The 26,792-nt window shown below is 71.4% G+C and carries 22 protein-coding genes and 2 tRNA genes; 17 read left to right on the forward strand and 7 right to left on the reverse strand.

Annotated features, from left to right (window positions below; genetic code table 11):
* The first annotated feature begins 78 nt into the window (after positions 1 to 78).
* The 8 genes from dnaG to JOE35_RS08480 all read left to right on the forward strand — a co-directional run bounded on the left by dnaG (position 79) and on the right by JOE35_RS08480 (position 9,971).
* Positions 79 to 1,989: a DNA primase gene (dnaG, locus tag JOE35_RS08445; protein WP_209560726.1), complete on the forward strand. Its 1,911-nt coding sequence runs from the start codon at positions 79 to 81 to the stop codon at positions 1,987 to 1,989.
* A gap of 196 nt (positions 1,990 to 2,185) precedes the next feature.
* The gene (locus JOE35_RS08450) at positions 2,186 to 3,811 is read left to right on the forward strand and encodes an ABC transporter substrate-binding protein (protein WP_209560727.1); all 1,626 of its coding nucleotides are present in this window, start codon (positions 2,186 to 2,188) and stop codon (positions 3,809 to 3,811) included.
* A gap of 130 nt (positions 3,812 to 3,941) precedes the next feature.
* Positions 3,942 to 5,021 carry an ABC transporter permease gene (locus tag JOE35_RS08455; RefSeq protein WP_374099722.1) on the forward strand — a complete coding sequence of 360 codons (1,080 nt, stop codon included), beginning with the start codon at positions 3,942 to 3,944 and terminating at the stop codon, positions 5,019 to 5,021.
* Positions 5,022 to 5,023: 2 nt separating this feature from the next.
* A complete protein-coding gene (locus JOE35_RS08460; protein WP_307802999.1) occupies positions 5,024 to 6,064 on the forward strand; it encodes an ABC transporter permease in 1,041 nt (346 codons plus the stop codon).
* Positions 6,061 to 7,818 carry an ABC transporter ATP-binding protein gene (locus JOE35_RS08465; protein WP_209560728.1) on the forward strand — a complete coding sequence of 586 codons (1,758 nt, stop codon included), beginning with the start codon at positions 6,061 to 6,063 and terminating at the stop codon, positions 7,816 to 7,818. The genes JOE35_RS08460 and JOE35_RS08465 overlap by 4 nt, the downstream gene beginning before the upstream one ends.
* Before the next feature lie 5 nt (positions 7,819 to 7,823).
* On the forward strand, positions 7,824 to 8,747 hold the full coding sequence (locus tag JOE35_RS08470; RefSeq protein WP_307803000.1) for an ATP-binding cassette domain-containing protein: 924 nt from the start codon (positions 7,824 to 7,826) through the stop codon (positions 8,745 to 8,747).
* Entirely contained in the window at positions 8,744 to 9,754 is a 1,011-nt protein-coding gene (locus tag JOE35_RS08475; RefSeq protein ID WP_307803001.1) for an NAD(P)-dependent oxidoreductase, read from the forward strand. The genes JOE35_RS08470 and JOE35_RS08475 overlap by 4 nt, the downstream gene beginning before the upstream one ends.
* A gap of 144 nt (positions 9,755 to 9,898) precedes the next feature.
* Positions 9,899 to 9,971 (forward strand) — tRNA-Asn (locus tag JOE35_RS08480).
* Between the two features lie 53 nt (positions 9,972 to 10,024).
* Here JOE35_RS08480 and def read toward each other — a convergent pair.
* Complete coding sequence (gene def, locus JOE35_RS08485; RefSeq protein ID WP_209560729.1) at positions 10,025 to 10,591, reverse strand: peptide deformylase; 567 nt, start codon at positions 10,589 to 10,591, stop codon at positions 10,025 to 10,027.
* A gap of 40 nt (positions 10,592 to 10,631) precedes the next feature.
* Between def and JOE35_RS08490 the strand changes: the two genes are divergently transcribed.
* From JOE35_RS08490 to JOE35_RS08530, 9 genes are all read left to right on the forward strand, one after another.
* Positions 10,632 to 11,552 (forward strand): DMT family transporter, encoded by a 921-nt coding sequence (locus JOE35_RS08490; RefSeq protein WP_307803002.1) that lies wholly within the window; start codon positions 10,632 to 10,634, stop codon positions 11,550 to 11,552.
* 103 nt (positions 11,553 to 11,655) lie between these two features.
* Positions 11,656 to 12,897, forward strand: a complete 1,242-nt coding sequence (locus JOE35_RS08495; protein ID WP_307803003.1) for a glycosyltransferase — start codon at positions 11,656 to 11,658, stop codon at positions 12,895 to 12,897.
* Between the two features lie 34 nt (positions 12,898 to 12,931).
* Positions 12,932 to 13,005: transfer RNA gene (locus JOE35_RS08500), tRNA-Ile, on the forward strand.
* Positions 13,006 to 13,069: 64 nt separating this feature from the next.
* Positions 13,070 to 13,396 (forward strand): hypothetical protein, encoded by a 327-nt coding sequence (locus JOE35_RS08505; protein WP_209560731.1) that lies wholly within the window; start codon positions 13,070 to 13,072, stop codon positions 13,394 to 13,396.
* A 280-nt stretch (positions 13,397 to 13,676) separates the two neighbouring features.
* Positions 13,677 to 14,816, forward strand: coding sequence for an LLM class flavin-dependent oxidoreductase (locus JOE35_RS08510; RefSeq protein WP_209560732.1), 1,140 nt, complete (start codon positions 13,677 to 13,679; stop codon positions 14,814 to 14,816).
* Between the two features lie 10 nt (positions 14,817 to 14,826).
* On the forward strand, positions 14,827 to 15,459 hold the full coding sequence (locus JOE35_RS08515; protein ID WP_209560733.1) for an FMN reductase: 633 nt from the start codon (positions 14,827 to 14,829) through the stop codon (positions 15,457 to 15,459).
* A gap of 118 nt (positions 15,460 to 15,577) precedes the next feature.
* Positions 15,578 to 16,408, forward strand: coding sequence for a DUF1684 domain-containing protein (locus JOE35_RS08520; protein ID WP_209560734.1), 831 nt, complete (start codon positions 15,578 to 15,580; stop codon positions 16,406 to 16,408).
* 35 nt (positions 16,409 to 16,443) lie between these two features.
* The gene (locus tag JOE35_RS08525; RefSeq protein ID WP_209560735.1) at positions 16,444 to 18,105 is read left to right on the forward strand and encodes a bifunctional 3'-5' exonuclease/DNA polymerase; all 1,662 of its coding nucleotides are present in this window, start codon (positions 16,444 to 16,446) and stop codon (positions 18,103 to 18,105) included.
* Positions 18,106 to 18,310: 205 nt separating this feature from the next.
* Entirely contained in the window at positions 18,311 to 18,847 is a 537-nt protein-coding gene (locus JOE35_RS08530) for a DUF3145 domain-containing protein (protein WP_209560736.1), read from the forward strand.
* 115 nt (positions 18,848 to 18,962) lie between these two features.
* Here JOE35_RS08530 and JOE35_RS08535 read toward each other — a convergent pair whose 3' ends face one another.
* The 6 genes from JOE35_RS08535 to aceE form a co-directional block, all read right to left on the reverse strand.
* The gene (locus JOE35_RS08535; RefSeq protein WP_209560737.1) at positions 18,963 to 20,201 is read right to left on the reverse strand and encodes a beta-ketoacyl synthase; all 1,239 of its coding nucleotides are present in this window, start codon (positions 20,199 to 20,201) and stop codon (positions 18,963 to 18,965) included.
* A 103-nt stretch (positions 20,202 to 20,304) separates the two neighbouring features.
* A complete protein-coding gene (locus JOE35_RS08540) occupies positions 20,305 to 20,553 on the reverse strand; it encodes an acyl carrier protein (protein WP_056054313.1) in 249 nt (82 codons plus the stop codon).
* A gap of 80 nt (positions 20,554 to 20,633) precedes the next feature.
* The gene (locus tag JOE35_RS08545) at positions 20,634 to 21,644 is read right to left on the reverse strand and encodes a beta-ketoacyl-ACP synthase III (protein ID WP_209560738.1); all 1,011 of its coding nucleotides are present in this window, start codon (positions 21,642 to 21,644) and stop codon (positions 20,634 to 20,636) included.
* Positions 21,641 to 22,561, reverse strand: a complete 921-nt coding sequence (locus JOE35_RS08550) for an ACP S-malonyltransferase (RefSeq protein ID WP_209560739.1) — start codon at positions 22,559 to 22,561, stop codon at positions 21,641 to 21,643. The genes JOE35_RS08545 and JOE35_RS08550 overlap by 4 nt, the downstream gene beginning before the upstream one ends.
* Before the next feature lie 115 nt (positions 22,562 to 22,676).
* Positions 22,677 to 23,876, reverse strand: a complete 1,200-nt coding sequence (locus JOE35_RS08555; protein WP_209561953.1) for a CdaR family transcriptional regulator — start codon at positions 23,874 to 23,876, stop codon at positions 22,677 to 22,679.
* Between the two features lie 37 nt (positions 23,877 to 23,913).
* Positions 23,914 to 26,658, reverse strand: coding sequence for a pyruvate dehydrogenase (acetyl-transferring), homodimeric type (gene aceE / locus JOE35_RS08560; RefSeq protein ID WP_209560740.1), 2,745 nt, complete (start codon positions 26,656 to 26,658; stop codon positions 23,914 to 23,916).
* Positions 26,659 to 26,792 lie beyond the last annotated feature (134 nt).

Consider the following 26,792-nt stretch of genomic DNA (forward strand, 5'->3'; position numbering starts at 1 on the left):
CGGCCCCGTGACCCGCCCCGCGGCTCGCCCTGGTACCCGCCCCGTGACCGGCTCCGTGCGCCGAGGAGGGACTGTCCGGTGCCCGGCCTGATCAAGCGCGACGACATCGACGAGGTGCGCTCGCGCACGAACATCGCCGACGTCGTGGGCGACCACGTGACCCTCAAGGGCGCCGGGGTCGGCTCGCTCAAGGGCCTCTGCCCGTTCCACGACGAGCGCAGCCCGAGCTTCCACGTCCGGCCCCAGGTCGGCCGGTACCACTGCTTCGGCTGCGGCGAGGACGGCGACGTCTACAGCTTCGTCATGAAGACCGACCACACGACCTTCCAGGAGGCGGTGGAGAGGCTGGCGAGCCGGATCGGCTTCACCCTGCGCTATGAGGACGGCGGCCAGGCGAGCGACCACGGCGGCCGTGCGCGCCTGATCGCCGCGAACGAGGCGGCGCGGGAGTTCTTCGTCCAGCACCTGACGGCGGCGGACGCCGAGCCGGCCAGGCGGTTCCTCGGCGAGCGCGGCTTCGACCCCGCCGCCGCAGAGCGCTTCGGCGTCGGCTTCGCGCCGAAGTCGTTCGACGCCCTCCGCTCGCACCTCAAGGGCGCGGGCTTCGCGGACGAGGAGCTGGTCACGGCCGGCCTCCTGAGCCAGGGCGACCGCAGCCCGTACGACCGGTTCCGAGGTCGACTCGTGTGGCCCATCCGCGACGTCACCGGGTCGACCATCGGCTTCGGGGCGCGGCGCCTCCTCGACGACGACAAGGGGCCCAAGTACCTCAACACCCCCGAGACGCCGATCTACCACAAGTCGCAGGTCCTCTACGGACTGGATCTCGCCCGTCGCGACATCGCGAAGGGCAAGCAAGTCGTCATCGTCGAGGGCTACACCGACGTCATGGCCTGCCACCTGGCGGGCGTGACGACCGCCGTGGCCACCTGTGGCACCTCCTTCGGCGTCGACCACATCAAGCTGCTGCGACCGATGCTCGGCGAGAGCGCGGGGCACGACCTCTCGGCGCTCGGCCAGGTCGTCTTCACGTTCGACCCCGACGAGGCCGGCCAGAAGGCCGCGTCCCGCGCCTTCGCCGAGGAGCAGCGCTTCCAGACGCAGACCTTCGTCGCGCTCCCGCCCGAGGGCCTCGACCCGTGCGACCTGCGGCTCGCGAGGGGCGAGGACGCCGTGCGGCGCATGATCGACACCCGCCGGCCGATGTTCGAGTTCATGATCCAGCGGAGCGTCCTGGCGTTCGACCTGGAGACCGTGGAGGGACGGGCGAGCGCCGTCAGGGCGGCCGCTCCCGCCGTCGCGTCGATCCGCGACAACTCGATCCGGCTCGGCTACGCGCGATTCCTCGCGAAGGCCGTCGGAGAGGACACGGAGAGCGTCGTCGAGGTCGTCACCTCCGTGATGCGCCAGGCGCAGGCGGCGGCGTCGGCGCCTCGCGCCCTGCCGGCCAACGCGTCAGAGGGGCGTCAGTCCATCACGAGCCTGCCGCCCCTGCCCGACGAGCCGGCCGGCCCGAGCCTCATGACGCTGCCGGGCGACCTGACCACGCGCACGGAGCGCGACGCCGTGATGGCGATGCTGCAGCACCCCGACGCGGTGGGCTTCGAGCTGATGAGGCGGGCAGTCCAGGCCCGTCTCGAGACGTCGTCGCTCGCGGTCGTGCGCGACGCCATCGGCGCGAGCCTCGACAAGTTCGGCGACGCCTCCTGGCTGGACGTCGTGCTCGACCAGACTCCCTCGCCGTTCGACGCCCTGGCGAAGGAGCTGGCGGTGGCCCCCATCCCCGAGCGCCAGGACAGGGAGATCACGACCTACTGCCGTGGCATCGTCGTGTCGATCGTCGAACGCGACCTGATCCGCGAGAAGTCCGAGCTGATGGGCCGGTCGTTCCGCACCGACGTCAAGACCGACCCGGAGAAGTGGCGCGAGATCCAGGTGCAGCTCGCCGCCGTCGAGGTCGAGCGGAGGGCGCTCACCGCCGAGCAGTGAGGGGGTGCGGCGGCCGCGTGGACGATGCCGAGCCGCGGTCGGACCAGGTGGCAAACTTCGTTGCGAGTTTGTAAACGATCGCCTACCGGTTGCAGCCGAGAGCTGACTGTGTGTTACGAATAGCTACCCCCCGTGCACTGTCGCACCCACAGCTGCGGCCTCGGGGTCCCTGCACACAGAGAAAGAGGCAACCGGAATGACATCCGACTCCAGGCTCAACCGCCGCGTCCTCGCCGTCATGGGGGGAGCAGCCGCCACGGCTCTCGTCCTGGCCGGCTGCGCGTCCGGCGGCGACGCGGCCGACGACGCGCTCAACGGCATCAGCGTCGGCACCACCGACGTCATCACCTCCCTCGACCCGGCCGGGTCGTACGACAACGGCTCGTTCGCGGTGCAGAACCAGGTCTTCGGGTTCCTGATGAACTCGCCCTACGGCAGCCCGGACGTCGAGCCCGACCTCGCCGAGTCGGCCGAGTTCACCGACCCGACCACGTACACGGTCACCCTCAAGGACGGCCTGACGTTCGCCAACGGCAACGCGCTGACCTCGAGCGACGTGAAGTTCACCTTCGACCGCCAGCTGGCCATCGCGGACGACAACGGCCCCTCGTCGCTGCTCGGCAACCTCGCCAGCACCGAGGCCCCCGACGACAAGACGGTCGTCTTCACGCTCAAGGGCGCCGACCAGACCTGGCCCCAGATCCTCTCGAGCCCCGCTGGCCCCATCGTCGACGAGGACGTCTTCTCGGCGACCGGTCTGACCACGCCGGACGACATCGTCGAGGGCAACGCCTTCTCCGGGCAGTACACGATCACCGACTACTCCGAGAACGAGTCGATCCAGTACGCGGCCAACGAGTCCTACGACGGCGTGCTGGGCGCGGCGAAGACCGACTCGGTCACCGCCACGTACTACACGGAGGAGACCGACCTCAAGCTCGCCGTGCAGGAGGGCGACGTCGACGTCGCGAACCGCAGCCTGAGCCCGACCGACCTCGCCGACCTGGCGAAGGACGACTCGCTGACCGTGCACAACGGCCCCGGCGGCGAGACCCGCTACATGGTCTTCAACTTCGACACGATGCCCTACGGCGCGACCCAGCCCGACGCCGACGCGGCGAAGGCCCTGGCCGTGCGCCAGGCCGTCGCGAGCGTCGTCGACCGCGAGGCCCTCGCCAAAGAGGTCTACAACGACACCTACACGCCCCTCTACTCCGTCGTCCCCGACGGCCTGACCGGCGCCACCAAGCCGCTCGAGTCGCTCTACGGCGACGGCCAGGGCGGCCCCGACGCCGACGCGGCGACCGCGGCGCTGTCGACGGCCGGCGTGGACGTTCCCGTGCAGCTCGACCTGCAGTACAGCCCCGACCACTACGGCGCGTCGAGCGACGAAGAGTACGCGCTCATCAAGACGCAGCTCGAGGCGTCGGGCCTGTTCACCGTGAACCTGCAGTCGACCCTGTGGGACACCTACTCCACCGAGCGCCGTCAGGACGCCTACCCGGTGTACCAGCTCGGCTGGTTCCCGGACTTCTCGGATGCGGACAACTACCTGTCGCCGTTCTTCGTGAAGGACAACTTCGTCGGCAACCACTACGACTCGGCGGCCGTCCAGGCCCTCCTGTCGCAGGAGATCGCCGAGGACGACGAGGCGGCCCGCACGGCGCTCATCGGGGACGTCCAGGACGCCGTCGCGGCCGACCTGCCCACGCTGCCGCTCCTCCAGGGCACGCAGGTCGTCGTCTCGGCCAGCGACGTGCAGGGCGTCGACGACACGCTCGACGCGTCGTTCAAGTTCCGCTACGGAGCGCTCAGCCGCTAGTCGGCAGGACGACCGCCTCACGGCGCGACGACGAGGGGTGCTCCGCCCACGGGCGGGGCACCCCTCGCGTCCGCCCTCCTCGCTCCACCCAGAAAGGCACATCGACGTGACAGTGCTCACCGGCGACCAGATCGCCCCCGAGCGGCCCGCCCCGGCGGCCCCCCGACGACGCCGTGCAGGCGGCGGAGGCGGTGGTCTCGGACGCTACCTGGTGGTCAGGGCCCTCCTCATCATCCCCACCGTCTTCATCCTGGTCACGCTGGTGTTCTTCCTGATGCGCGTGGTCGGCAACCCGATCACGGCCTCGGTGGGCGACCGTCTGACGGAGGCGCAGCTCGCCGAGCGCCTCGCCGCGGCCGGCTACGACCGGCCGATCATCGTCCAGTACGTCGAGTACCTCGGCCAGATCGTGCGCCTGGACTTCGGCACCACCGCCACGGACAACCGCCAGATCAGCGACATCATCGTCACGTACGGCGCCGCGACCCTCGAGCTCGTGATCTACGCGCTGATCGTGGCGCTCGTGATCGGCATCCCGCTCGGCATGCTGGCGGCCTACCTCCGCGACCGCTGGCCCGACGCCGTGCTGCGCATCCTCGCGATCTTCGCCTACGCCACTCCCGTCTTCTTCGCGGGCCTGCTGCTCAAGCTCACCTTCTCGGTCTGGCTCGGCTGGCTCCCGCTGAGCGGGCGTGCCGACACGAGGATCGCCATCGCCCTCGGCCGGATCGAGAACCCGACGGGCATCTACATCCTCGACGCGCTCCGGCTCGGCAACTCGACGATCACCCTGAACGTGCTCAGCCACGCGGTGCTGCCGGCCCTCACGCTCGGCCTCCTCACGGCGGGCATCTTCCTCCGCCTGGTGCGGACGAACGTGATCGGCACGCTCGGCTCCGAGTACGTCGACGCGGCGAGGTCGCGCGGCGTCTCCGAGCTTCGCCTGGTGCGCAAGCACGCGCTGAAGCCGGCACTCATCCCGATCATCACCGTGATGGGCCTGCAGATCGCCATGCTGCTCGGCGGCTCGGTCCTCACCGAGACGACCTTCGGCTGGCGCGGCCTCGGCTTCCAGCTGCAGCAGTACCTGTCGGCGCGAGACTTCGTGGCCGTGCAGGGCATCGTCGCGGTGCTCGCCGTCATCGTCGCCGTCACGAACTTCCTGGTCGACGTCATCGCGGCCCTCATCGACCCGAGAGTGAGGTACTGACCGTGTCGACCACCACCTCCGGCGTCCTGTCCGACCGGCACGAGCCCCTCTGGAAGCGCCTGCCGATCGTCGCCCACGTGCGACGCTCGGTCGGCCTGCAGCGCGGCATGCTCGTCGCCGGCATCGTCATCTGCGTCGCGTTCATCGTGCTCGCCGTGTTCGCCCCGCTCATCGCGCCGTACGGCTACGGCCAGCTCAGCGACGACGCGGGCACGTTCGCCCGTCAGGCCGCGCCCTCGGCCCAGCACCTCTGGGGCACCACGGTCGGCGGCTACGACGTCTTCAGCCGCGTGGTCTGGGGCACCAGGACCGCCATCTCCGTGGTCGTCGTGGCCGTCGTCCTGTCGATCGTGCTGGGCGTCGTCCTGGGCCTCGTCTCCGGCTACCTCGGCGGCTGGGTCGACCGCGTGCTCGTCGTCGTGGCCGACGCCGTCTACGCGTTCCCCTCGCTGCTGCTCGCCATCGTCGTCTCGATCGTCATCAGCGGCGGCCAGTCGAGCCTCTGGGGCGGCATCCTCTCGGCGGGCATCTCGATCACCGTCGTCTTCGTGCCGCAGTACTTCCGGGTCGTCCGCGCCGAGGCCGTCCGGCTCAAGTCCGAGGCGTTCGTCGAGTCCGCCAAGGTCGTCGGCAGCAGCACGCCGCGCATCATGTTCAAGCACGTGCTCCGCAACGCGACCCGCAGCCTGCCGCTGATCCTCACCCTGAACGCGTCGGAGGCGATCCTCACCCTGGCTGCCCTCGGCTTCCTGGGCTTCGGCATCGGCCCGACGTCGGCCGCCGAGTGGGGCTACGACCTGAACCGCGCGCTCAGCGACACGGCGAGCGGCATCTGGTGGACAGGCGTGTTCCCCGGTGCGGCCATCGTCCTGATGGTGCTCGGCATCACCCTCGTGGGCGAGAGCCTGAACGACCTGGCCGACCCGCGCCTCCGCACGCGTCGCCGGGCCGGTCGCAGCAAGAAGGCCGGACGCAGCAGCGACGGCAGCACGACGACCAGCACGACCGCGGCGCCGGTCGAGCCGCAGGAGGCGACAGCATGACGACAGGACCGCTCGACCAGGGCGCACAAGGCGTCCAGGGCACCCAGCCCGTCCGCCACGCCTCGCAAGAGGTGCCTCGCGACGAGCGCGACGTGGCAGTCGGGATCACCGACCTGCGCGTGACCTTCGCGACCGACGGCGGCGACGTCGCGGCGGTCCGCGGCGTCACCCTCGACGTGCGCGCGGGCGAGGTGCTCGCGATCGTCGGGGAGTCCGGCAGCGGCAAGTCCGTGACGGCCAAGACGATCCTGCGCCTCCTGCCCGAGACGGCCGTCGCCTCCGGTGCCGTCGTGCTCTCGGGCAAGAACGTGCTCGAGATCGGCCGGGGCGCCGTGCGGGAGATGCGCGGCACCGAGGTCGCGATGGTGTTCCAGGAGCCCTCGACCGCCCTCAACCCCGTCTACACGGTGGGCTGGCAGATCGCCGAGGGCATCCGTGCCCACGGCAAGGTCGGTCGCAAGGAGGCGCGTGCCAGGGCCGTCGACATCCTGCGGAAGGTGGGCATCCCCGACCCCGAGACTCGCGTCGACTACTACCCGCACCAGTTCTCGGGCGGCCAGAAGCAGCGCGTGGTCATCGCGATGGCCCTGGTGCTCAATCCGTCCGTGATCGTCGCCGACGAGCCGACCACCGCGCTCGACGTGACGGTGCAGGCCGAGATCCTCGACCTGCTGCGTCGCTGCCGGGACGACTTCGGCGCGGCCATCGTGCTGATCACCCACAACATGGGCGTCGTGGCCGACCTGGCGGACCGGGTGGCCGTGATGTACCAGGGCGAGGTCGTCGAGCAGGCGACCTCGGAGGCGCTCTTCGCGGCGCCGCAGGACGACTACACCAAGCGCCTCCTCGGCAGCGTCCCCGTGCTCGAGCCACGGGGCGCGCAGGTGCAGGCCGGCGAGGCCGACCGCGACGTCGTCGTGCGCGCGACCGGGCTCGAGATCGAGTACCCGGGGCGTCTCGGCCGCGGCGGGTTCCGAGCCGTCAAGGGCGTGGACTTCTCGATCGCCAAGGGCGAGGTGCTCGGCCTCGTCGGCGAGAGCGGCTCGGGCAAGACCACCATCGGCCGGGCCATCGCCGGCCTGACCAGGGTCACCGGCGGGTCGCTCGAGGTGCTGGGCGTCGAGATGAACGGCGTGCACGAGCGCGACTTCAAGCCGCTGCGCGCCGACATCGGGTTCGTGTTCCAGGACCCTGCGTCGAGCTTCAACCCGCTGCTGACCATCGCCGAGTGCGTGGCGGAGCCCCTGATCGTGCACGGCCGCGCCGGCGACGCGCGTGCCGCGCGGCCACGCGTCGACGAGCTGATGGAGGCGGTGCAGCTGCCCAGGGCGTTCGGCGACCGCTACCCGCACGAGCTCAGCGGCGGCCAGCGACAGCGCGCCAGCCTCGCCCGGTCCCTGGCGCTCGAGCCGAGCCTCCTGATCGCCGACGAGCCGACGAGCGCGCTCGACGTGTCCGTCCAGGCGCGCGTGCTCGAGCTGTTCCGCGAGCTGCAGGCCGACCTCGGCTTCGCGGCGCTGTTCATCAGCCACGACCTCGCCGTGGTGAACATGCTCGCCGACCGCATCGGGGTCCTGTACCACGGCGACCTCGTCGAGAGCGGCCCGAACGACCAGGTGCTCGGCGCCCCCGAGCACCCGTACACGCAGCGCCTGCTCGCGTCCCTGCCCGTGCCCGACCCGGCGGAGCAGGCGGCGCGTCGTCGCCGTCTCGCCGAGCTCGACGCCCGCGCGGCGTCGAGCGAGGTAGCGTGACGCGGGTGAGCCCCGAACTCGACCTGGACCGCCCCGTCACCACCGACGACCTGTCGCTGACCTACCCCGCGAGGGCCGGCCACCCGGCGCTCCGGGCGGTCGACGGCGTCACCCTGGACATCAGGCCGGGCGAGATCGTCGCGGTGCTGGGCGAGAGCGGGTCGGGCAAGTCGACCCTCGCCCTGGCGCTGGCCGGGCTCGTCGGCAAGGGGCGTGCGCCGGAGGGGCGCCCACAGATCAGCGGGGGAGCGGCGAGCGTCTTCGGCCTCGACCTGACCCGCGCCTCCGCGCGCAGGCGCGACCGGCTCTCGGCGGTCGTCGGCTACCTCGCACAGGACGACGGCGAGGCGCTCAGCCCCGACCTGACCGTGGGCGAGGCCATCGCCGAGCCGATCTACCTCCGTGACCGGCGCTTCGACCGGCGCGAGGCCGGGCGCCTCGTGACGACGCTCGTCGACGCGGTCCACCTGCCGCTCGGGACGATGCTCAAGCAGACCTGGGAGCTCAGCTCCGGGCAGCGGCAGCGCGTGGCCCTGGCGCGGTCCCTCGTGCTCGAGCCGCGCCTCCTCGTGGCCGACGAGCCGGCGCGCGGCGTCGACGTGCTCGTGCGGCAGGCCGTGCTCGACGTCATCAAGAACCTGCACGCCGACCGCCAGTTCTCCGCGATGGTCGTCACGTCGAGCGTGTCCGAGGCCCGGGCGATCACCGACCGGGTGGCCGTCATGCGCGGCGGCCGCCTGGTCGGCCTCGGCCAGATCGACGAGGTGCTCCGTGACGGGGTGGACCCCTACGTCAAGGTGCTCTCGACGACGACGCCGATCGACGTGATCAGGCCGGACGAACGGAAGCGCGACGCGCGGGAGCGCGACGAGCGGGAGCGCGACGAGCACGAGCGCGACGCGCGACAGCGCGACGAGCACCGGTCGTGACCACGACCGAAGGAGGCGCGCGCGGCCACCGAGCGGCCGTCACCGGGGCAGCCGACCTGCCCCCGGAACGCCGGCCTCGACCGGGCGCGGTCAGCATCGGCCCGCGCAGCTCGTCCGTCTTCGCCGACGCCGTCGAGCAGGCGGGCGGCGAGCTCGTCCCGCTCGGTCCCGAGACCCGTGGCCTGATCTGGCTCTCGTACCGTGACGTCGCCGGCCTGGAGGCCGCCCTCGCGGCGCACGACGGCATCGAGTGGGTGCAGCTGCCCTGGGCCGGCGTGGACGCGTTCGCGGACGTCCTCGCGGCGCATCGCGACCGGGCGCTGCCGCTCTGGACGAGTGCCAAGGGCGCCTACGCCGAGCCCGTCGCCGAGCACGCGCTCGTGTTGCTGCTGTCCCTGCTGCGGGTCGTTCCGTCGCGGGTGCTCGCGACGACGTGGCAGACCGAGCAGCGGGGGATCTCGCTCTATGGTCGGCACGTCGTGATCGTCGGGGCGGGCGGCATCGCTCGCGAGCTGGTCCGTCTGCTGGCGCCGTTCGAGGTGCGGGTGACGATCGTGCGGCGCACCGCGGAGCCCGTCGAGGGCGTCGAGCGGACCGTGGGCGTCGAGCTCCTCGACGAGGTGCTGCCCACGGCTGACGTCGTCGTGCTGGCGGCAGCCGCGACCCCCGGCACGGCCCGCCTCTTCGACGCGCGCCGCCTGGCTCTGCTCCCGCCCCGCGCCGTCTTCGTCAACGTCGCGCGGGGGAGCCTCGTCGACACCGACGCCCTCGTCGCCGCCGTGCGCGACGACCGGCTCTGGGGCGTCGGGCTCGACGTCACCGACCCCGAGCCGCTGCCGGACGGCCATCCGCTCTGGGGCGACCCGAGGGTGATCGTCACGCCGCACCAGGCGGACACCCCGGAGATGACGGCGCCCCTCCTGGCCGGTCGCATCCGGCACAACGTGAGGGCACTCGCGGGCGACGGTCACTTCGTCGGCGTCGTCGACCCGATCGCCGGCTACTGAGCCGCCAGGCTGGCCGGGCCCCTCGGGCCTGACCGTCGAGGAGGTGGGCGACGCGCCCGGCGGTCACCTCGTGTTCAGAGACGGTCGCGACATGCGCTAGAGTTGTGTCCGCTGTCAGGGACTCCGGTCCACGGCAGTTGCCATTCCTCGATAGCTCAATTGGCAGAGCAGCCGGCTGTTAACCGGCAGGTTGTTGGTTCGAGTCCAACTCGGGGAGCGAAGGCCCAGCGGCTCCACCCGCTGGGCCTTTTCTCTTGTGCGGGTGCTGCTTCAGTCGTCGAGGTGGTCGACTCCCGGCAGCCACGACTTGCCCGGCACGCCCCAGCCCGACTTCTTGACGCTTTTCGCTGCGGCCTTGTGCAGCGGCTGCTCCAGGCGGTCCGCGTAGAGGACGCCGTCCAGGTGGTCGTACTCGTGCTGGAAGATGCGGGCCAGCCAGCCGTGGGCCTCGATCTCGTACTGGTCGCCGTCGAGGTCCGTCGCACGGAGCAGCACGCTGTCGGCCCGGCGCAGCGGGAACCGCTCGCCCGGGATCGAGAGGCACCCCTCCGACTCCTCCTCGTCGTCCAGGGGCTCGATGTCGAGCGGGCTCTGCCACAGGGTCGGGTTGATCGCCACGCCGCGCCAGGACTCGCCGTCGTCGTCGACCCACGAGTACACGAAGAGGCGGCGCCCGACACCGACCTGCGGGCCTGCGAGGCCCACGCCGGGGGCGGCGTCCATCGTCTCGAACATGTCGGCGACGAGCGTGCGCAGGTCGTCGTCGACGACCTCCACCTCGGCGGCTCGGGCGTGGAGGACGGGTTCTCCCGTGATGGTGATGGGTCGTACGGCCATTCGCCCAGACTATCCAGCGCGCTGCCGCTACCGTGTCACCGTGAGCGCTGACCTCGGGGACCTGACCGCCCAGGTGTCGTTGACCCCCTACCAGGCCCTCGGCATCCCCATCGCCCTCGTCGGGGCCGTCTTCCTCTCGATCGGCGCCCAGCTGCAGAGCCGTGGGGTCGAGAAGGTCGAGAGCCGTCTCGGGGCCGCGAAGAGCGGCATGAGCGTGCGCCAGGTGGCGGCGCTGGTCGGCAGGCCGTCCTGGGTGGCCGGCACGCTCCTCCTCGGCCTCGCCGTCGTCTTCCAGCTGACCAGCCTCAACATCGCGCCGCTGCTCGTCGTGCAGCCGCTCGGGGCCGTGGCCCTCGTCGTCACCGCGGTCGTCAACGCGCGGGTGACGAAGCAGCGCCTGAGCACGAAGGTCAAGCGGTCGATCGCGCTCTGCGTGGGCGGCATCGGGCTCTTCGCGACCGTGGCCGCGTTCGCGGCGACCGAGACGCCGATCACCACCCGTCAGCTCGTGACGGTGCTCGTGCTGCTGCTCGTCGTGGGGGCCCTCCTCGCGGTCGCCTTCGTGCTGTTCCGTCACCGCAGGAACGTGCTGTTCTACGTCATCGGCGCCGGCGTCCTCTACGGCTTCGTCGCCACCCTCGCCAAGGTCGTGCTGAACCGGATCACGTCGGGCACCTTCGACTGGCTCGAGGTCGTCTGCATCGTCATGCTCGTCGCGGCGGCGGTGCTCGGCGGCTACTTCGTGCAGAACGCCTACTCGTCGGGCTCTCCCGACCTCGTCATCGCGGGCCTCACCGTCGTCGACCCGATCATCGCCGTCACCATCGGCATCGTCGTGCTCGGCGAGGCCGCGACGGCGCCGCCGATCGCCGCAGTGCTCTTCCTCGTGGCAGGTGCCGTCGCCGTCGCCGGCGTCTTCCAGCTCGCCAAGCACCAGCCGCAGAAGAAGAGGGTCAGCTGAGCTACCGTGGTGGTCGCGGGTCGCGGGGCGACCTCCTCGCGGACCTGCGCCGCGACTCCTGCGCACCGGGCCCCGACCATCCCTCACGACAAGGAACGACCACGTGACCGACGCCGACGGACCGACCGATCCGAGCGACACCGCAGCCTGGGCCGACGCGCCGAGGCTGACGGTGCTGATCGCCGCCGACACGTTCCCGCCGGACGTCAACGGCGCGGCCAACTTCGCCGAGCGGCTCGCCGTCGGCATGGCCGCCCGCGGGCACGACGTGCACGTGCTCGCCCCCGCGGCCAGCCGCAAGCACGGCACCTTCCTCGAGCAGCACGCGGGCGTGACGCTGACGGTGCACCGGCTGTACTCGACCCGGTGGCCGCTGCACGACTGGCTGCGCTTCGCGACGCCGTGGCGGGCCGAGGCGAACGCCGAGCGGGTGATCCGTCAGATCCAGCCGGACGTCGTGCACATCCAGTCGCACATCGTGATCGGCCGGGCGGTGGTCCGCGTAGCGAACCGGCTCGGGATCAGGGCAGTGGCGACGAACCACTTCATGCCGGAGAACCTGCTCGAGCACACCGGGCTGCCGCACGCGCTGCGCGCCACCGCGGTGAAGATGGCCTGGGCCGACGCCAGCCGGACGTACCACCGCGTCGAGTCGATGACGACGCCGACCGACAAGGCCGCGAGGTTCCTCGAGAAGGCCATCGACGTCGAGGGGGTCCTCGCGGTGTCGTGCGGCATCGAGGCGTCGAACTACACCGCCCGTGACGACCGGCCGGAGGGCAATCGCATCGTCTTCGTCGGACGCGTCACGGCCGAGAAGCAGATCGACGTGCTGCTGCGGGCCATGACGCTGATCGACCCGGCGCTCGAGTCGACCCTGACGATCGTGGGCGGCGGCGACCTCATGCGGCACCTGCAGCAGGTCAGCGTCGACCTCGGCCTCGCCGGGCGCGTGACCTTCGCCGGCTACCTGTCGGACGCCGAGCTGCGTCGCACCCTGACCGACGCGACGGTGTTCGCGATGCCCTCGATCGCCGAGCTGCAGAGCATCGCGAGCCTCGAGGCCATGGCCTCGGGACTGCCGATCGTCGTCGCGGACGCGATGGCGCTGCCGCACCTCGTCGACGACGGCAGCAACGGCTGGTTGTTCCGCCCTGGCGACAGCGCCGACCTCGCCGAGAAGCTCACGCGGGTGCTCACGGCGTCCGACGACGACTATCTCGCGATGCGCCGCGCCAGCCTGCGGATGATCGAGGGGCACGACATCGAGCGCACGCTCAACGTCTTCGAGGGCCTGTATCGTGGGCAGCCGGTGGCTCCCACCACCGACGTCGTCTCGTCCTGACCTCACCTGCGGGTGTCGGCCCGGGCGGCGACACGGGGCGGTAGCTCAGCCGGTTAGAGCAGTCGACTCATAATCGATCGGTCACGGGTTCAAGTCCCGTCCGCCCTACTTCCGTGACGAGTCCGTGCGGCCCTCCCAGCGGCACGAGCCGTGCGTCTGGCACCATGGGCCGATGTTCTTCAGCAAGAGCGCCGGCCCCTCAGGGGACGACTCGCTCGAGTCAGTCGGCGCCGAGCCGCGCATGGGCGTCGGCGCGCAGGTCTACGTCCTCGACTCGGACGAAGATCCCACGTCGCCGTGGCCCTGGGGCCCGACCGGAGTGGTCATGCGGGCGGGCGGCTCGGCGTGGCAGGGCGTGTCCGCCATCGGCGGCTCGGCCCGCACGTGGTGGGTCGAGTTCGACTCGCCTCAGCTCGACCGGGACGGCGACGGTCCGGTGCAGAGCGCCCAGGTCGCCGAGCGCTTCCTCCGCCTCGCGCCGCCGATCACGCCCCGCTGACCCGCGCCCGGGTCCGCCCGGCGCCCGCTGACCCGCGCCTGCCGTCGCTCCCTTCTCGTGTTGGCAACTCCTGATCGGTGACGCCGTCTCGTGGCGCCCGCAGCGCCCGCAGCGCCCGTCGTGGCTCGGTGCTCCCTGATGCAGGAGTTGCCAACCGGTCGGGACAAGACCACGCGGGGACGACGAGACGGGACGAGGTGGCGAGAGCGGGAATGAACGCGGCAGGCCCGTCGTTCACCCAACTACATGCAGACGCATGAACAAGATCTGAGGTGAGACCATGCAGTTCGGAGTCTTCTCCGTCGGCGACATCACGGCCGACCCGACCACCGGCCGGATGCCGACCGAGCACGAGCGCATCAAGGCGATGGTGACCATCGCCCAGAAGGTCGAGGAGGTGGGCCTCGACGTCTTCGCCGCGGGCGAGCACCACAACCCGCCCTTCGTGAACTCGAGCCCGACGACCCTGCTCGCCACGATCGCGGCGACGACCGAGCGCATCCAGCTGAGCACGGCGACCACGCTCATCACGACGAACGACCCGGTGAAGATCGCCGAGGACTTCGCGATGCTCCAGCACCTCGCCGACGGCCGCGTCGACCTGACCCTCGGCCGCGGCAACACCGGCCCGGTCTACCCGTGGTTCGGCAAGGACATCCGCCAGGGCATCAACCTGGCCATCGAGAACTACGCCCTGCTCCGCCGCCTCTGGACCGAGGACGTCGTCGACTGGAAGGGCCACTTCCGCACGCCGCTGCAGGGCTTCACGGCCACCCCGCGTCCGCTCGACGGCGTCGCGCCGTTCGTCTGGCACGGCTCGATCCGCAGCCCCGAGATCGCCGAGCAGGCCGCTTACTACGGAGACGGCTTCTTCGCCAACCACATCTTCTGGCCTGCGTCGCACACGAAGCAGATGGTCGAGCTCTACCGCAGCCGCTTCGAGCACCACGGCCACGGCCGGGCCGACCAGGCGATCGTCGGACTCGGCGGGCAGGTCTTCATGGCCAAGAACTCGCAGGACGCCAAGCGCGCGTTCCGGCCGTACTTCGACGAGGCCCCCGTCTACGGCCACGGCCCGAGCATGGAGGACTTCACGAGCCAGACCCCGCTCACCGTCGGCAGCCCGCAGGAGGTCATCGACCGCACCCTCGGCTTCCGCGAGTACGTCGGCGACTACCAGCGCCAGTTGTTCCTGATCGACCACGCGGGCCTGCCGTTGCAGACGGTCCTCGAGCAGCTCGACATCCTCGGCGAGGAGGTCGTGCCCGTGCTGCGGCGCGAGTTCGCGTCCCGTCGCGCCGCGGGCGTCCCCGACGCCCCGACGCACGCCTCCCTGGTGGCCGCAGCCGCCGCCTCTGCGGCCACGTCCTCCGTCACGTCGTCGGTCACGGCCGACGCCGCGTCCGTCCCGAGCCTGTAGGAGGCGCCCCGTGAGCACCAGGAAGATCGTCGTCCTCTCCGCAGGGCTCGGCCAGCCCTCCTCCACGCGGCTCCTCGCCGACCGTCTCGCCGAGGCGAGCGCCCGAGCACTGCTCGACCAGGGCTCGCCCGCCGAGTTCCGCGTCGTCGAGCTCCGCGATCTCGCCCACGACGTCGTCGACGCGATGCTGACGGGCTTCCCGTCGGAGGCGCTGGCCGACGTCCTCGCGGCGGTGGGGGCTGCGGACGGGGTCGTCGCGGTGACTCCCGTCTTCACCGGCTCCTACAGCGGTCTCTTCAAGTCGTTCTTCGACGTGCTGGACAACCTGGCACTGACCGGCACGCCCGTGCTGATCGGCGCGACGGCGGGCACCGCGCGGCACTCCCTCGTGCTCGACCACGAACTGCGTCCCCTGTTCTCCTACCTGCGCGCGGTGGTCGTCCCCACGGGCGTCTTCGCCGCGGCCGAGGACTGGGGCGCCGGCGACGCGACGACCACCGGCCTGCCCGAGCGGGTGACACGGGCCGCGGACGAGTTCGCCGCGCTGGTTGCGCTCAGGCACACCGAGCGCCGCGATCCGTTCGCGGACGTCGTCTCGTTCGAGGAGCAGCTCGGACGACTGGGCGTCCCGGACGAGATCTGACGCCGCACGGCCGCCACGTGCTTCGCCTGCCTCGCCGTGCCGCCGGACGAGCAGCACCCGGCGGGACGATGATGGTCTCGCCCGGCACGTCGAGCCGCGCGCACCCCGAGGAGGACGCATGACCGACACCCGCAGCCCCGCCGACGAGCTGGCCCGGTTCCACGAGGCCAGGCGTGCCCGTGCGGTGAGCCCCCGCGGCCCGCTGGCGCTCGTCAACACGCAGTGGGTCGACTCGGCCCAGCCGGTCTGGGGCGTCGCCGGCACGTGGGCTCCGGCACCCGACGGCCTGGCGGGCCTGCTCGTGACCGCGACGTCCGCCGACGGCGTCCGGGTCGACGGCGAGGTGGTCGACGGCACGGTCCTCGTCGCGGGCGACGACGCGGTGACGCCGAGCACGGTGGCGTTCTCCGACACGCTGAGCGGCACCGTCATCGCCAACGACGACCGCACGAGCTGGGGCCTCCGCGTCTGGGACGCGGACTCCGAGGCGATCCGGCGCTTCGGGTCCATCGACTCCTTCGAGCACGACCCCGCGTGGGTGGTCACGGCCGACTTCGTCCCGACCGAGGCCGGCACGCAGGTCGACATCCGGCACCAGGCCGACCTCGACCTCAGCCGCCCGAAGCCCCTGCCCGGCCTCATCCGGTTCACGCTCGGCGGCGTCGCACACGAGCTGGCCGCGTTCCCGAGCGGCTCGGGCGAGCGCCTGCAGCTCGTCTTCGGCGACGAGACCAACGGCGACAGCACGTACTCGGTCGGTCGGTTCCTCTTCCCGACCCCCGGCGACGACGGCACGATCGTGCTCGACTTCAACCAGGCCGTGCTGCCTCCCTGCGCGTTCTCGTATGCCTTCAACTGCCCGATCCCGCCGCCTCAGAACCGCCTGCCGATGCCGATCGAGGCAGGGGAGAAGAACGTGCTCGCCGCGGACGGCACCCTGCTGCACTGACGCGCGGTGTCGGTCGTCGGTGGGATGATCGAGAGATGTTCCTGCTCGTTCGCCGTCTCGCCGACGGCGACGTCGAGCTGACGACCTGGCGTCGTCCCGGCCCCGACCAGGCACTGTCCCGAGACGGTGTCGAGGTCGTCGCCGACGGCGACCTGGTCGAGGCCGTCAGGAGGCGCGAGTCGGGCCCCGAGGGCGCGGCCGGCCCCCGCTGGGTCTGGGACGACACCCCGCGGTGGTACCCGCGCCTCCTCGAGGCGGGCGTCCGCGTCGCGCGCTGCGTCGACCTCCGCCTCTGCCACGCCCTGCTGCGGGCGGCCGTGGCGACGACGGGCTCCGAGCTGCACGGTGCGCCGCGCGGCCCGTGGGACGTCCCTCAGGGGGCGGACGGCCCTCGCGACGGCCTCTTCGACGTGCTGCCCGAGTCGCTGCCCGACCCGGCGGGCGAGTTCCTCCGCCAGCGTGCGGCGATCGAGTCGAGCCCCGAGCGGGCGCGCCTCGAGCTGCTCACGACGGCCGAGTCGACGGGAGCCCTGATCGCCGTCGAGATGCGGCACCACGGCGTGCCGTGGTCGGCCACGGTGCACGACCGTCTGCTCAGCGAGGCCCTCGGCCCGCGTCCGGTGCCCGGCGAGCGTCCCGCGCTGATGCGCGACGACCTCGACGAGGTGCGACGTCGGCTCGACGCGCCCGACCTCAACCCCGACTCGCCCGCCGAGCTGGTGCGGGCCCTCAACTCGGCCGGCGTCTTCGTCACCTCGACGACCAAGTGGGAGCTCGAGCGTCACGACCACCCCGCCGTCGAGCCCCTGCTCCGGTACAAGAAGCGGCAGCGGCTGCTCGTGGCGAACGGCTGGTCCTGGCTCGACGCCTGGGTGCGCGACGGGCGCTTCCGCCCCGACTACGTGCCCGCGGGCAGCGTCACGGGTCGGTGGGCGACGAGCGGAGGCGGCGCCCTGCAGCTGCCGAGGGCCGTCCGGGCGGCCGTCGTGGCCGACCCGGGCTGGAAGCTGGTCGTCGCAGACGCCTCGCAGCTGGAGCCGCGCATCCTCACCGGCCTCTCCGGCGATCACGCGATGGCCGCGGCGGGGGAGGGCGACCTCTACGAGGGCATCGTCGCGAGCGGTGCGGTGGCGAGCCGGGCCGAGGCCAAGGTCGCGATGCTCGGCGCGATGTACGGCGCGACCCAGGGCGAGAGCGGCAGGCTCGTGCCCCGGCTGGCACGCCGGTTCCCGCAGGCGATGGCCCTGGTCGAGACGGCGGCCCGGACGGGCGAGCAGGGCGGGGTGGTCCGCACGCTGCTCGGTCGCACGTCGCCGTCGCCCGCCGACGCCGCGGCCGCGGACGAGCTGCCCCCCGAGATGCCCCGCGCCGAGGTCGGGCGCGACGCCAGGTCGTGGGGTCGCTTCACGCGCAACTTCGTCGTGCAGGGCACCGCGGCCGAGTGGGCCCTCTGCTGGTTGGGAGCCTTCCGCCAGGCGCTGCACGAGCGCTTCGGCGACCGCGGGGACGACGCCCCGCACCTCACGTTCTTCCTGCACGACGAGGTCGTGGTCCATGCCCCGGCGGACACGGCCGACGCGGTCGCGCAGCTCGTCGTCGAGGCGGCAGCGGCCGCCGGCCGCATGCTCTTCGGCGACGCCCCGGTGCGCTTCCCGCTCACGGTGGCCGTCGTCGACGACTACGCACAGGCCAAGTAGGAGGCGCGCGCCGGCCCCGAGGGCGTCCCCGCCGCCTCCTCGTCTCGCCTCTCGCGATGCCCAGCGGGCAGGCCGGATCGATTGCCAGCCGTTGCACAGTTGTGACCTTCAGGCAGCACGTGTCATGATCGACGTAGCGGGCCGAGGTCCGCACACAACCGAACACGCACGAGAGCACGCACACGGTCCACGTGTCCACAGGTCGATGGGGAAGTCGCACCTAACGGATGGAGGAATCGTGGCTGCTGCAACGGCTAGGGGAGTGCTCTTCGTGCACTCGTCCCCTCGTGCACTGTGCCCGCATGTCGAGTGGGCGGTCGGTCGTGCCCTCGGGCATGCCGTGAACTTCGCCTGGGTGGCGCAGCCGGTGCTCTCGGGCGCCCAGCGCACAGAGTTCTCCTGGCAGGGCGACGAGGGTGCCGGCGCGCGCATCGCCTCGGCGCTTCGCGGCTGGGAGCACCTCCGGTACGAGGTGACCGAAGATCCCGGCGAGACGAACGACGGCGGCCGCTGGATGCACACGCCCGATCTCGGCGTCTTCTTCGCGCAGACCGACACGGCGGGCAACACCGTCGTGCCGGAGGACAGGATCCGCTACGCGATGGACATCGCGGGCTCGAACGCCCTCGAGCTGCACCGCGAGCTGCGGCTCGCCCTCGGCCAGGCCTGGGACGACGAGCTCGAGCCGTTCAGGTACAGCGGCGAGGGCAACCCCGTCGTCTGGCTGCACAAGGTCGGCTGACCTCCGCCGACCAGCACGCGTCAGCGCTGAAGTCCGCCCGCGACACGACGAAGGCCGGTGCCCCTCGGGACACCGGCCTTCGTCGTGCCAGGCGCGGAGGCGCGGGCAGGGAGGATCAGACGGAGCGGAACGCGACGACGGCGTTGTGCCCGCCGAAGCCGAACGAGTTGCTGACCGCGACGATCTCGCCGTCGGGCAGCCGCCGGGGCTCGCCCACGACGACGTCGAGGTCGATCTCGTCGTCCATCTGCGTGACGTTGATCGTCGGGGGAGCGAGCCGCTCGTGCAGCGCCTTCACGGTGAAGAGCGCCTCGATGGCACCGGCGCCGCCGAGCAGGTGACCGGTCGAGGCCTTGGTCGCCGAGACGATCAGCTTCGAGGTGTGGTCGCCGAAGACGCGCTTGATCGCGTGGTACTCGGCGATGTCGCCGACGGGCGTGCTGGTGGCGTGGGCATTGACGTGCACGACCTGGTCGCGCTCGATGCCGGCGTTCTCCAGGGTGGTGATGACGGCACGGGCCGCACCGGTGCCCTCGGGGTCGGGCGCGGTGATGTGGTACGAGTCGCTCGTGACCGCTCCGCCGAGCAGCTCGGCGTAGATGCGGGCGCCGCGGGCGAGCGCGTGCTCCTCGGTCTCGAGGACGAGCGCTGCGCCTCCTTCGCCGAGGACGAAGCCGTCACGGGTGACGTCGTACGGACGGGAGGCGGTGGCCGGGTCGTCGTTGCGCTTCGAGAGCGCCTGCATGGCGGCGAACGAGGCGAGCGGCATCGGGTGGATGGCCGCCTCGGAGCCGCCGGCGACGGCGATGTCGGCGAGGCCGGACTGGAGGTGGTCGTAGGCCATGGCGATCGACTCGGTGCTGGAGGCGCAGGCCGAGACGACCGTGCGGGCGCCGGCGCGAGCACCGAGGCTCATCGAGATGGCGGCGGCCGGGCCGTTGGGCATCAGCATGGGCACGGTCATGGGGAGGACGCGACGGGGCCCCTTCTCACGGAGGGTGTCCCAGGCGTCGAGCAGGGTCCAGACGCCGCCGATGCCGGTGGCCCAGTCGACGATGAAGCGCTCGGGCACGACGTCGGGCGAGCCCGCGTCGGCCCAGGCCTCGCGCGCGGCGGTGAGGGCGAACTGGCTGGAGGGGTCGAGGCGCTTGGTCTCGCGGCGGTCGAGCACGTCTGCCGAGGGCACCTTGGCCTGGCCGGCGATGGTGACGGGCAACTCGTACTTGGCGACCCATTCCTGCTCGAGGGTCGTGATGCCGGACTCGCCGGCGAGCAGCGCGTTCCAGCTGTCGACGGCGGTGCCGCCGAGGGGGGAGGTGCCACCGAGGCCGGTGACGACGATCTTCTTGGTCATGACGATTCTCCTGGAGAGACGGTGCGTCCCTCGGCGGGCACGAGGCCCTCGAGGGGGGACGGAGAGGCCCGGTCGCCCCGAGGGGAGACCGGGCCGTCGACGTCTAGTCCTGTGCCTTGGTGATGAAGGTGACGGCGTCGCCGACGGTCTTGAGGTTCTTGACCTCTTCGTCGGGGATCTTCACGTCGAACTTCTCCTCGGCGTTGACCACGATGGTCATCATCGAGATGGAGTCGATGTCCAGGTCGTCGGTGAACGACTTGTCCATCTCGACGGTGTCGGTCGCGATGCCCGTCTCGTCGTTGACGAGCTCGGCCAGGCCGGCGAGGACTTCTTCGGTGGACAGTGCCATGGTGTGTTCTCCTTGAGGGGGTGTCGTGGTGACCGGGGTAAAGCCTATACAGGGCGGCGGCGGCGAGCCGTCGCGGCGCGCTACGGGAGGACGACCACCTGGGCGCCGAAGACGAGGCCGGCCCCGAAGCCGATCTGCAGCGACAGGCCGCCGCTGAGCCCGGGGTTCTCCTCGAGGAGGCGGTGGGTCGCGAGCGGGATGCTGGCGGCGGACGTGTTGCCTGTCGTCGCGATGTCCCTGGCGATGACGACGGTCTCCGGCAGGCCGAGCTGCTTGGCGAACTCGTCGACGATGCGCATGTTGGCCTGGTGCGGCACGAACGCGGCGAGCTGGTCGCTCGTGATCCCTGCCTGCTCGAGCGCCTGCTTGGCGACCTTGACCATCTCCCACACTGCCCAGCGGAAGACGGTCTGGCCCTCCTGGCGGAGCGTGGGCCAGGCGACCTCGCCGGCGCCGGCGCGGTACTCCTGCATGGTGTTCGTCATGCGGATCGCGTCCCACTTCGAGCCGTCGCTGCCCCACACGGTGGGGGCGATGCCCGGGGTGTCGCTCGCTCCGACGACCGCCGCGCCCGCCCCGTCGCCGAGGAGGAACGAGATGGTGCGGTCGGTCGGGTCGATGAAGTCGCTGAGCTTCTCGGCGCCGACGACGAGCACGTACTCGGCGAGGCCCGACTTCACGAAGGAGTCGGCCTGGGCGATGCCGTAGGCGTAGCCGGCGCAGGCGGCCGAGATGTCGTAGGCGGCGGCCGGGTTCGCACCGATCTTCTCGGCGAGCAGCGAGGCGACGGAGGGCGTCGCCACACCGCCGCTGATGGTGGAGACGAGCACCACGCCGATCTGGTCGGGACGGATGCCGGCCTTCGCGATGGCCTCGTTCGCCGCGGCCTGGGCGAGGTCGACGACGTGCACCTCGGAGGAGGCCCTCACGCGGGTCACGACGCCGGTGCGCTGCTGGATCCACTCGTCGCTGGAGTCGATCGGCTCGACGATGTCGGCGTTCGGCACGACCTGGTCGCCGCGGGCCGCACCGATCGAGAGGATGCGCGTGTACTCGGCACCGTGGTGCTGCTTGAGCTGGGGGGTGGTCATTCTGCTCCCTCGAGGAGGTCGACGGCGGCCTGCAGGTCGTCTGGTGTCTTCACGGCGACGGAGGGGACTCCGCGCAGCGCGCGCTTGGCGAGGCCGGTGAGGGCGCCCGCCGGGGCGAGCTCGACGATGCCGGTGACCCCGGCGTCGGCGAACGAGGTCATGACGGCGTCCCACCGGACGGGCGAGGACACCTGGCCGACGAGCAGCTCGACGAAGCGGCTGCCGGAGTCGACGGCGCTGCCGTCGTGGTTCGTCCAGAGACGCAGGGTCGGGTCGGAGGCGGTGACCGAGGAGGCGGCGGTGCGGAGGCGCGCGACGGCCGGCTCCATGAAGCGCGTGTGGAACGCACCGGCGACCTGCAGCGGGACGACACGGCTCTTCGCAGGCGGCTCGGCGGCCAGTGCGGCCAGGGCACCGAGCTCTCCGGCGACGACGACCTGGCCGCCGCCGTTGTGGTTCGCGGCGGTGAGCCCGAGCGCCTCGAGGCGGGCGGCGAGCTCTGCCTCGTCGCCGCCGAGGACGGCGCTCATGCCGGTCTCGACCAGCGCCGCGGCCTCGGCCATGGCACGGCCGCGCTCGGCGACCAGGCGGACGGCGTCGTCGTCGCTCAGCACGCCGGCGACGGCGGCAGCGGTGAACTCGCCGACCGAGTGGCCGGCGACGCCGCTGACCCGGCTGCGGTCGACGCGGGAGAAGAGGGCGCGAGCCGTGAGCAGGCCGGCGGCGACGATCAGGGGCTGGGCCACCGCGGTGTCGCGGATGGTGTCGGCGTCCGACGTCGTGCCGTGGGCGACGAGGTCGACCCCGGCCGACTCGGACAGCTGCTCGAGGAGGCTGCGCTGGGCGCCGTCCTCCAGCCAGGGCTCGAGGAATCCGGGGGACTGGGAGCCCTGTCCGGGCGCTACGACGACGATCACCGGTCCATCATGCCAACGACCTGCCCCTGCCGTGTGGAGCAACTCGACCAAAGATCGCCTCGGACACTGTGGATGGCCACAGCCGAGGCGTGTCCGGCGAGGCCGGGGCGGCGGTTCAGCGTCGCCGAGGAGCCTGGCCGTCGGGGTCGGAGATGGAGCCGAGGATGAGCGCGGACTGCAGCACGATGGCCTCCCGCGAACCGGTGGCGTCCCAGCCGATCACGTCGGACACGCGCTTCAGGCGGTAGCGGACCGTGTTCGGGTGGACGAACAGCTCGCGCGCCGTGGCCTCGAGCGAGCGGCCGTTGTCGAGATAGCACCACAGCGTCGTGAGCAACTCGGTCGAGTGGGTCTTGAGCGGCTTGTAGATGCGGTTCACGAGGGTGGACCTGGCCAGGGGGTCGCCGGCAAGGGCGCGCTCGGGGAGGAGGTCGTCGGCGAGGACGGGACGGGGCGCGTTCCGCCACGACCGTGCCACGGCGAACCCGGCGAGGGCGGCCTTGGCGCTCTGCGCGGCCTCGACGAGGCTCGGCACCTCGTGGCCGAGGACGAGGTGGCCCTCGCCGAAGCCGGGCTCGAGGGCCGTGGCGATGTCGGTGAAGGGGGGCTGCGAGGTCGAGACGCCGTTCTCGTCGGTCTCCTGCTCGGCCCGGCCGATGACGAGCACCAGCCGACTGCCCTGCACGCCGATCAGCACATCGGCGTCGAGGTGCCGCGCCGTGCGACGGAGCTGGTCGACGTCGAGCATCCGGGGCGCCGTCCCGACCAGCACCGAGACCTCGCCGTGGCCGTGCCAGCCGAGGGCCGCGATGCGGCTCGGCAGCTCGTCGTCGTACTCGCCCCGCAGGATCGAGTCGACCACGAGGGCCTCGAGCCGGGCGTCCCAGAGGCCACGCGCCTCGGCGGCACGGGCGTAGACGTCCGCCGAGGCGAACGCGATCTCCCTCGAGTACAGGAGGATCGCCTCCCGCAGGCTGTCGTCGCCGTCCTTGACGCGCTCCTCGACCACCTCGACCGTGACCCGGATGAGCTGCAGGGTCTGCTGCAGGCTGATGGAGCGGAGCAGCTCACGAGGTGCGGCGCCGAACACGTCGGCGGCGATCCACGGGGTCGACCGAGGGTCGTCGAACCAGCTGATGAAGGAGGTGATGCCCGCCTGGGCGACGAGCCCCACCGCCGAGCGGCGACCGGGCGGCATGTCGCCGTACCAGGGCAGCGTCTCTTCCAGCCGCTTGATGGTCGCCGTGGACAACTCGCCGGACACCGTCCGCAGCCACGCGAGCGTTCGCTCCTTCGTGGCCGCGGACGGCTCCATCGGCGAGGCCGGGACCCGCTCGGCGCTCACGCGGTCGTCAGCTCTCCCCGCCGGCGGTGCCGCTGGTGCCGGCCGTCACGTCGTGCAGCTGGTAGCGGTCGATCGCCTGCTGGACGACGCCGCGGTCGACGTCGCCCCGACGGGCGAGCGCCTGCAGCGTGCGGACCACCATGGAGGGGCCGTCGATCTTGAAGAACCGACGTGCGGCCGCGCGGGTGTCCGAGAAGCCGAAGCCGTCGGCGCCGAGCGTCAGGTAGTCGCCGGGCACGTACTCGCGGATCTGGTCGGGCACGGCAGCCATGAAGTCGGACGTCGCGATGACCGGACCCTCGGAGCCCTCGAGCTTCTCGGTGACGTACGGCGTGCGGGGCTCGGCGCTCGGGTTGAGGAAGTTGTGCTCCTCTGCCTCGAGGCCGTCCCGGCGCAGCTCGTTCCACGAGGTGACGCTCCACACGTCGGCGGCGACGTTCCAGTCGTCGGCGAGGAGCTGCTGTGCCTCGAGGGCCCAGCGGACCCCGACGCCCGACGCGAGGAGCTGCGCGCGGGGGCCGAGGTTCTCGGCGCCCTTGAGCTTGTAGATGCCCCGCACGACGCCGTCGACGTCGAGGTCGTCCGGCTCGACCGGCTGCTGCATCGGCTCGTTGTAGACGGTGATGTAGAACATCACGTTCGGGTCGTCGTGCGACGGCGTGCCGTCGTCGTTCTTCCCGTACATGCGGTCCATGCCCGCCTTGACGATGTGCCCGAGCTCGTAGCCGTACGCCGGGTCGTACGAGACGACGGCCGGGTTGGTCGAGGCGAGCAGCAGCGAGTGGCCGTCGGCGTGCTGCAGGCCCTCGCCGGTGAGCGTCGTCCGACCCGCCGTGGCGCCGATGATGAACCCACGGGCCATCTGGTCGCCCGCCGCCCACATCGCGTCGCCGGTGCGCTGGAAGCCGAACATCGAGTAGAAGACGTAGACCGGGATGAGCGGCTCGCCCTGCGTCGAGTACGACGTGCCCACGGCGGTGAAGGCCGCGAACGCGCCGGCCTCGTTGATGCCGACGTGCAGGAGCTGGCCCTGGGGGCTCTCCTTGTACGCCAGCAGCAGCTCGCGGTCGACTGACGTGTAGTGCTGCCCGTTGGGGTTGTAGATCTTCGACGTGGGGAAGTACGCGTCCATGCCGAAGGTGCGGGCCTCGTCCGGGATGATCGGGACGATCCGGTGACCGAAGTCGGGGGAGCGCAGCAGGTCCTTCAGCAGGCGGGCGAAGGCCATCGTGGTGGCCACCTCCTGCTTGCCAGAGCCCTTGCGGACGACGTCGTAGGACTTCGCCTCCGGCACCGCGATCCCGGTGTACTTGCTGCGGCGCTCCGGCACGTAGCCGCCGAGCGCGCGACGGCGCTCGTGCAGGTACTGGATCGCCTCGTCGCCGTCGCCCGGGTGGTAGTAGGGCGGCAGGTACGGGTTCTCGTCGAGCTGCGCGTCGCTGATCGGGATGCGCATCTCGTCACGGAACTGCTTGAGGTTGTCGAGCGTGAGCTTCTTCATCTGGTGGGTCGCGTTGCGGCCCTCGAAGGCAGGGCCGAGGCCGTAGCCCTTGACGGTCTTCGCGAGGATGACGGTGGGCTGGCCCTTGTGCTCGGAGGCGGCCTTGAAGGCCGCGTAGACCTTCTTGTAGTCGTGGCCGCCGCGCTTCAGGTTCCAGACCTGGTCGTCGGTGAAGTCCTTCACGAGCTCGAGGGCGCGCGGGTCGCGGCCGAAGAAGTTCTCGCGGACGTACGCGCCGCTCTCGGCCTTGTAGGTCTGGAAATCACCGTCGGGCGTCGTGTTCATCAGGTTGAGCAGGGCACCCTCGGTGTCCCGCTTGAGCAGGTCGTCCCACTCGCGGCCCCAGACGACCTTGATGACGTTCCAGCCCGCGCCGCGGAAGAAGCTCTCGAGCTCCTGGATGATCTTGCCGTTGCCGCGGACCGGTCCGTCGAGGCGCTGAAGGTTGCAGTTGATGACGAAGTTGAGGTTGTCGAGCCCCTCGTTGGCCGCCACCTGGAGCTGGCCGCGGCTCTCGACCTCGTCCATCTCGCCGTCGCCGAGGAACGCCCAGACCTGCTGGTCGGAGGCATCCTTGATGCCGCGGTTCGTCAGGTACTTGGCGACCTGGGCCTGGTAGATCGCGTTGATCGGCCCGAGGCCCATCGACACGGTCGGGAACTGCCAGAACTGCGGCATGAGCCGGGGGTGCGGGTACGAGCTGAGGCCGCCGGTGGGGTGCGACTTCTCCTGGCGGAACCCGTCGAGCTGATCGGTGCCGAGGCGCCCCTCGAGGAAGGCGCGGGCGTACATGCCGGGGGAGGCGTGGCCCTGGAAGAAGACCTGGTCGCCGCCGCCGGCGTGGTCCTGGCCACGGAAGAAGTGGTTGTAGCCGACCTCGTAGAGGGCAGCCGAGGAGGCGTAGGTCGAGATGTGGCCGCCGACCGAGACCCCGGGCCGCTGCGCGCGGTGCACCGTGACGGCCGCGTTCCAGCGGACCCAGCGGCGGTAGCGACGCTCGAGTTCTTCGTCACCGGGGAACTCCGGCTCGTCCTCGGGGGCGATCGTGTTCACGTAGTCCGTCTTCGGGACCATGGGCACGCCGAGGTGCAGCTCGCTCGAGCGAGACAGCAGGCTCTTCATGATCTGACGTGCGCGTTCGTGACCCTGCGCCGCGACGAGGGAGTCGAGCGACTCCCTCCACTCGGCGGTCTCCTCGGGATCCTGGTCGGTCGTGTCGACCGTGTACGGATCCTGATCGTTTACCGTCACCCTTGACCTCTATCACTCGTGTGTGGTGGACAACAGCCGCCGCCCCACGGGGGCGCACGGCGGCCAGCTCGACACGGCTCGGGTCCCGAGTCGGCGTCGCGCACTGGCCTGGCGAGTCTAGTTGCCTCCGCCGA

This window comes from Frigoribacterium sp. PvP032 (assembly GCF_017833035.1).
Taxonomy (GTDB): Bacteria; Actinomycetota; Actinomycetes; order Actinomycetales; family Microbacteriaceae; genus Frigoribacterium.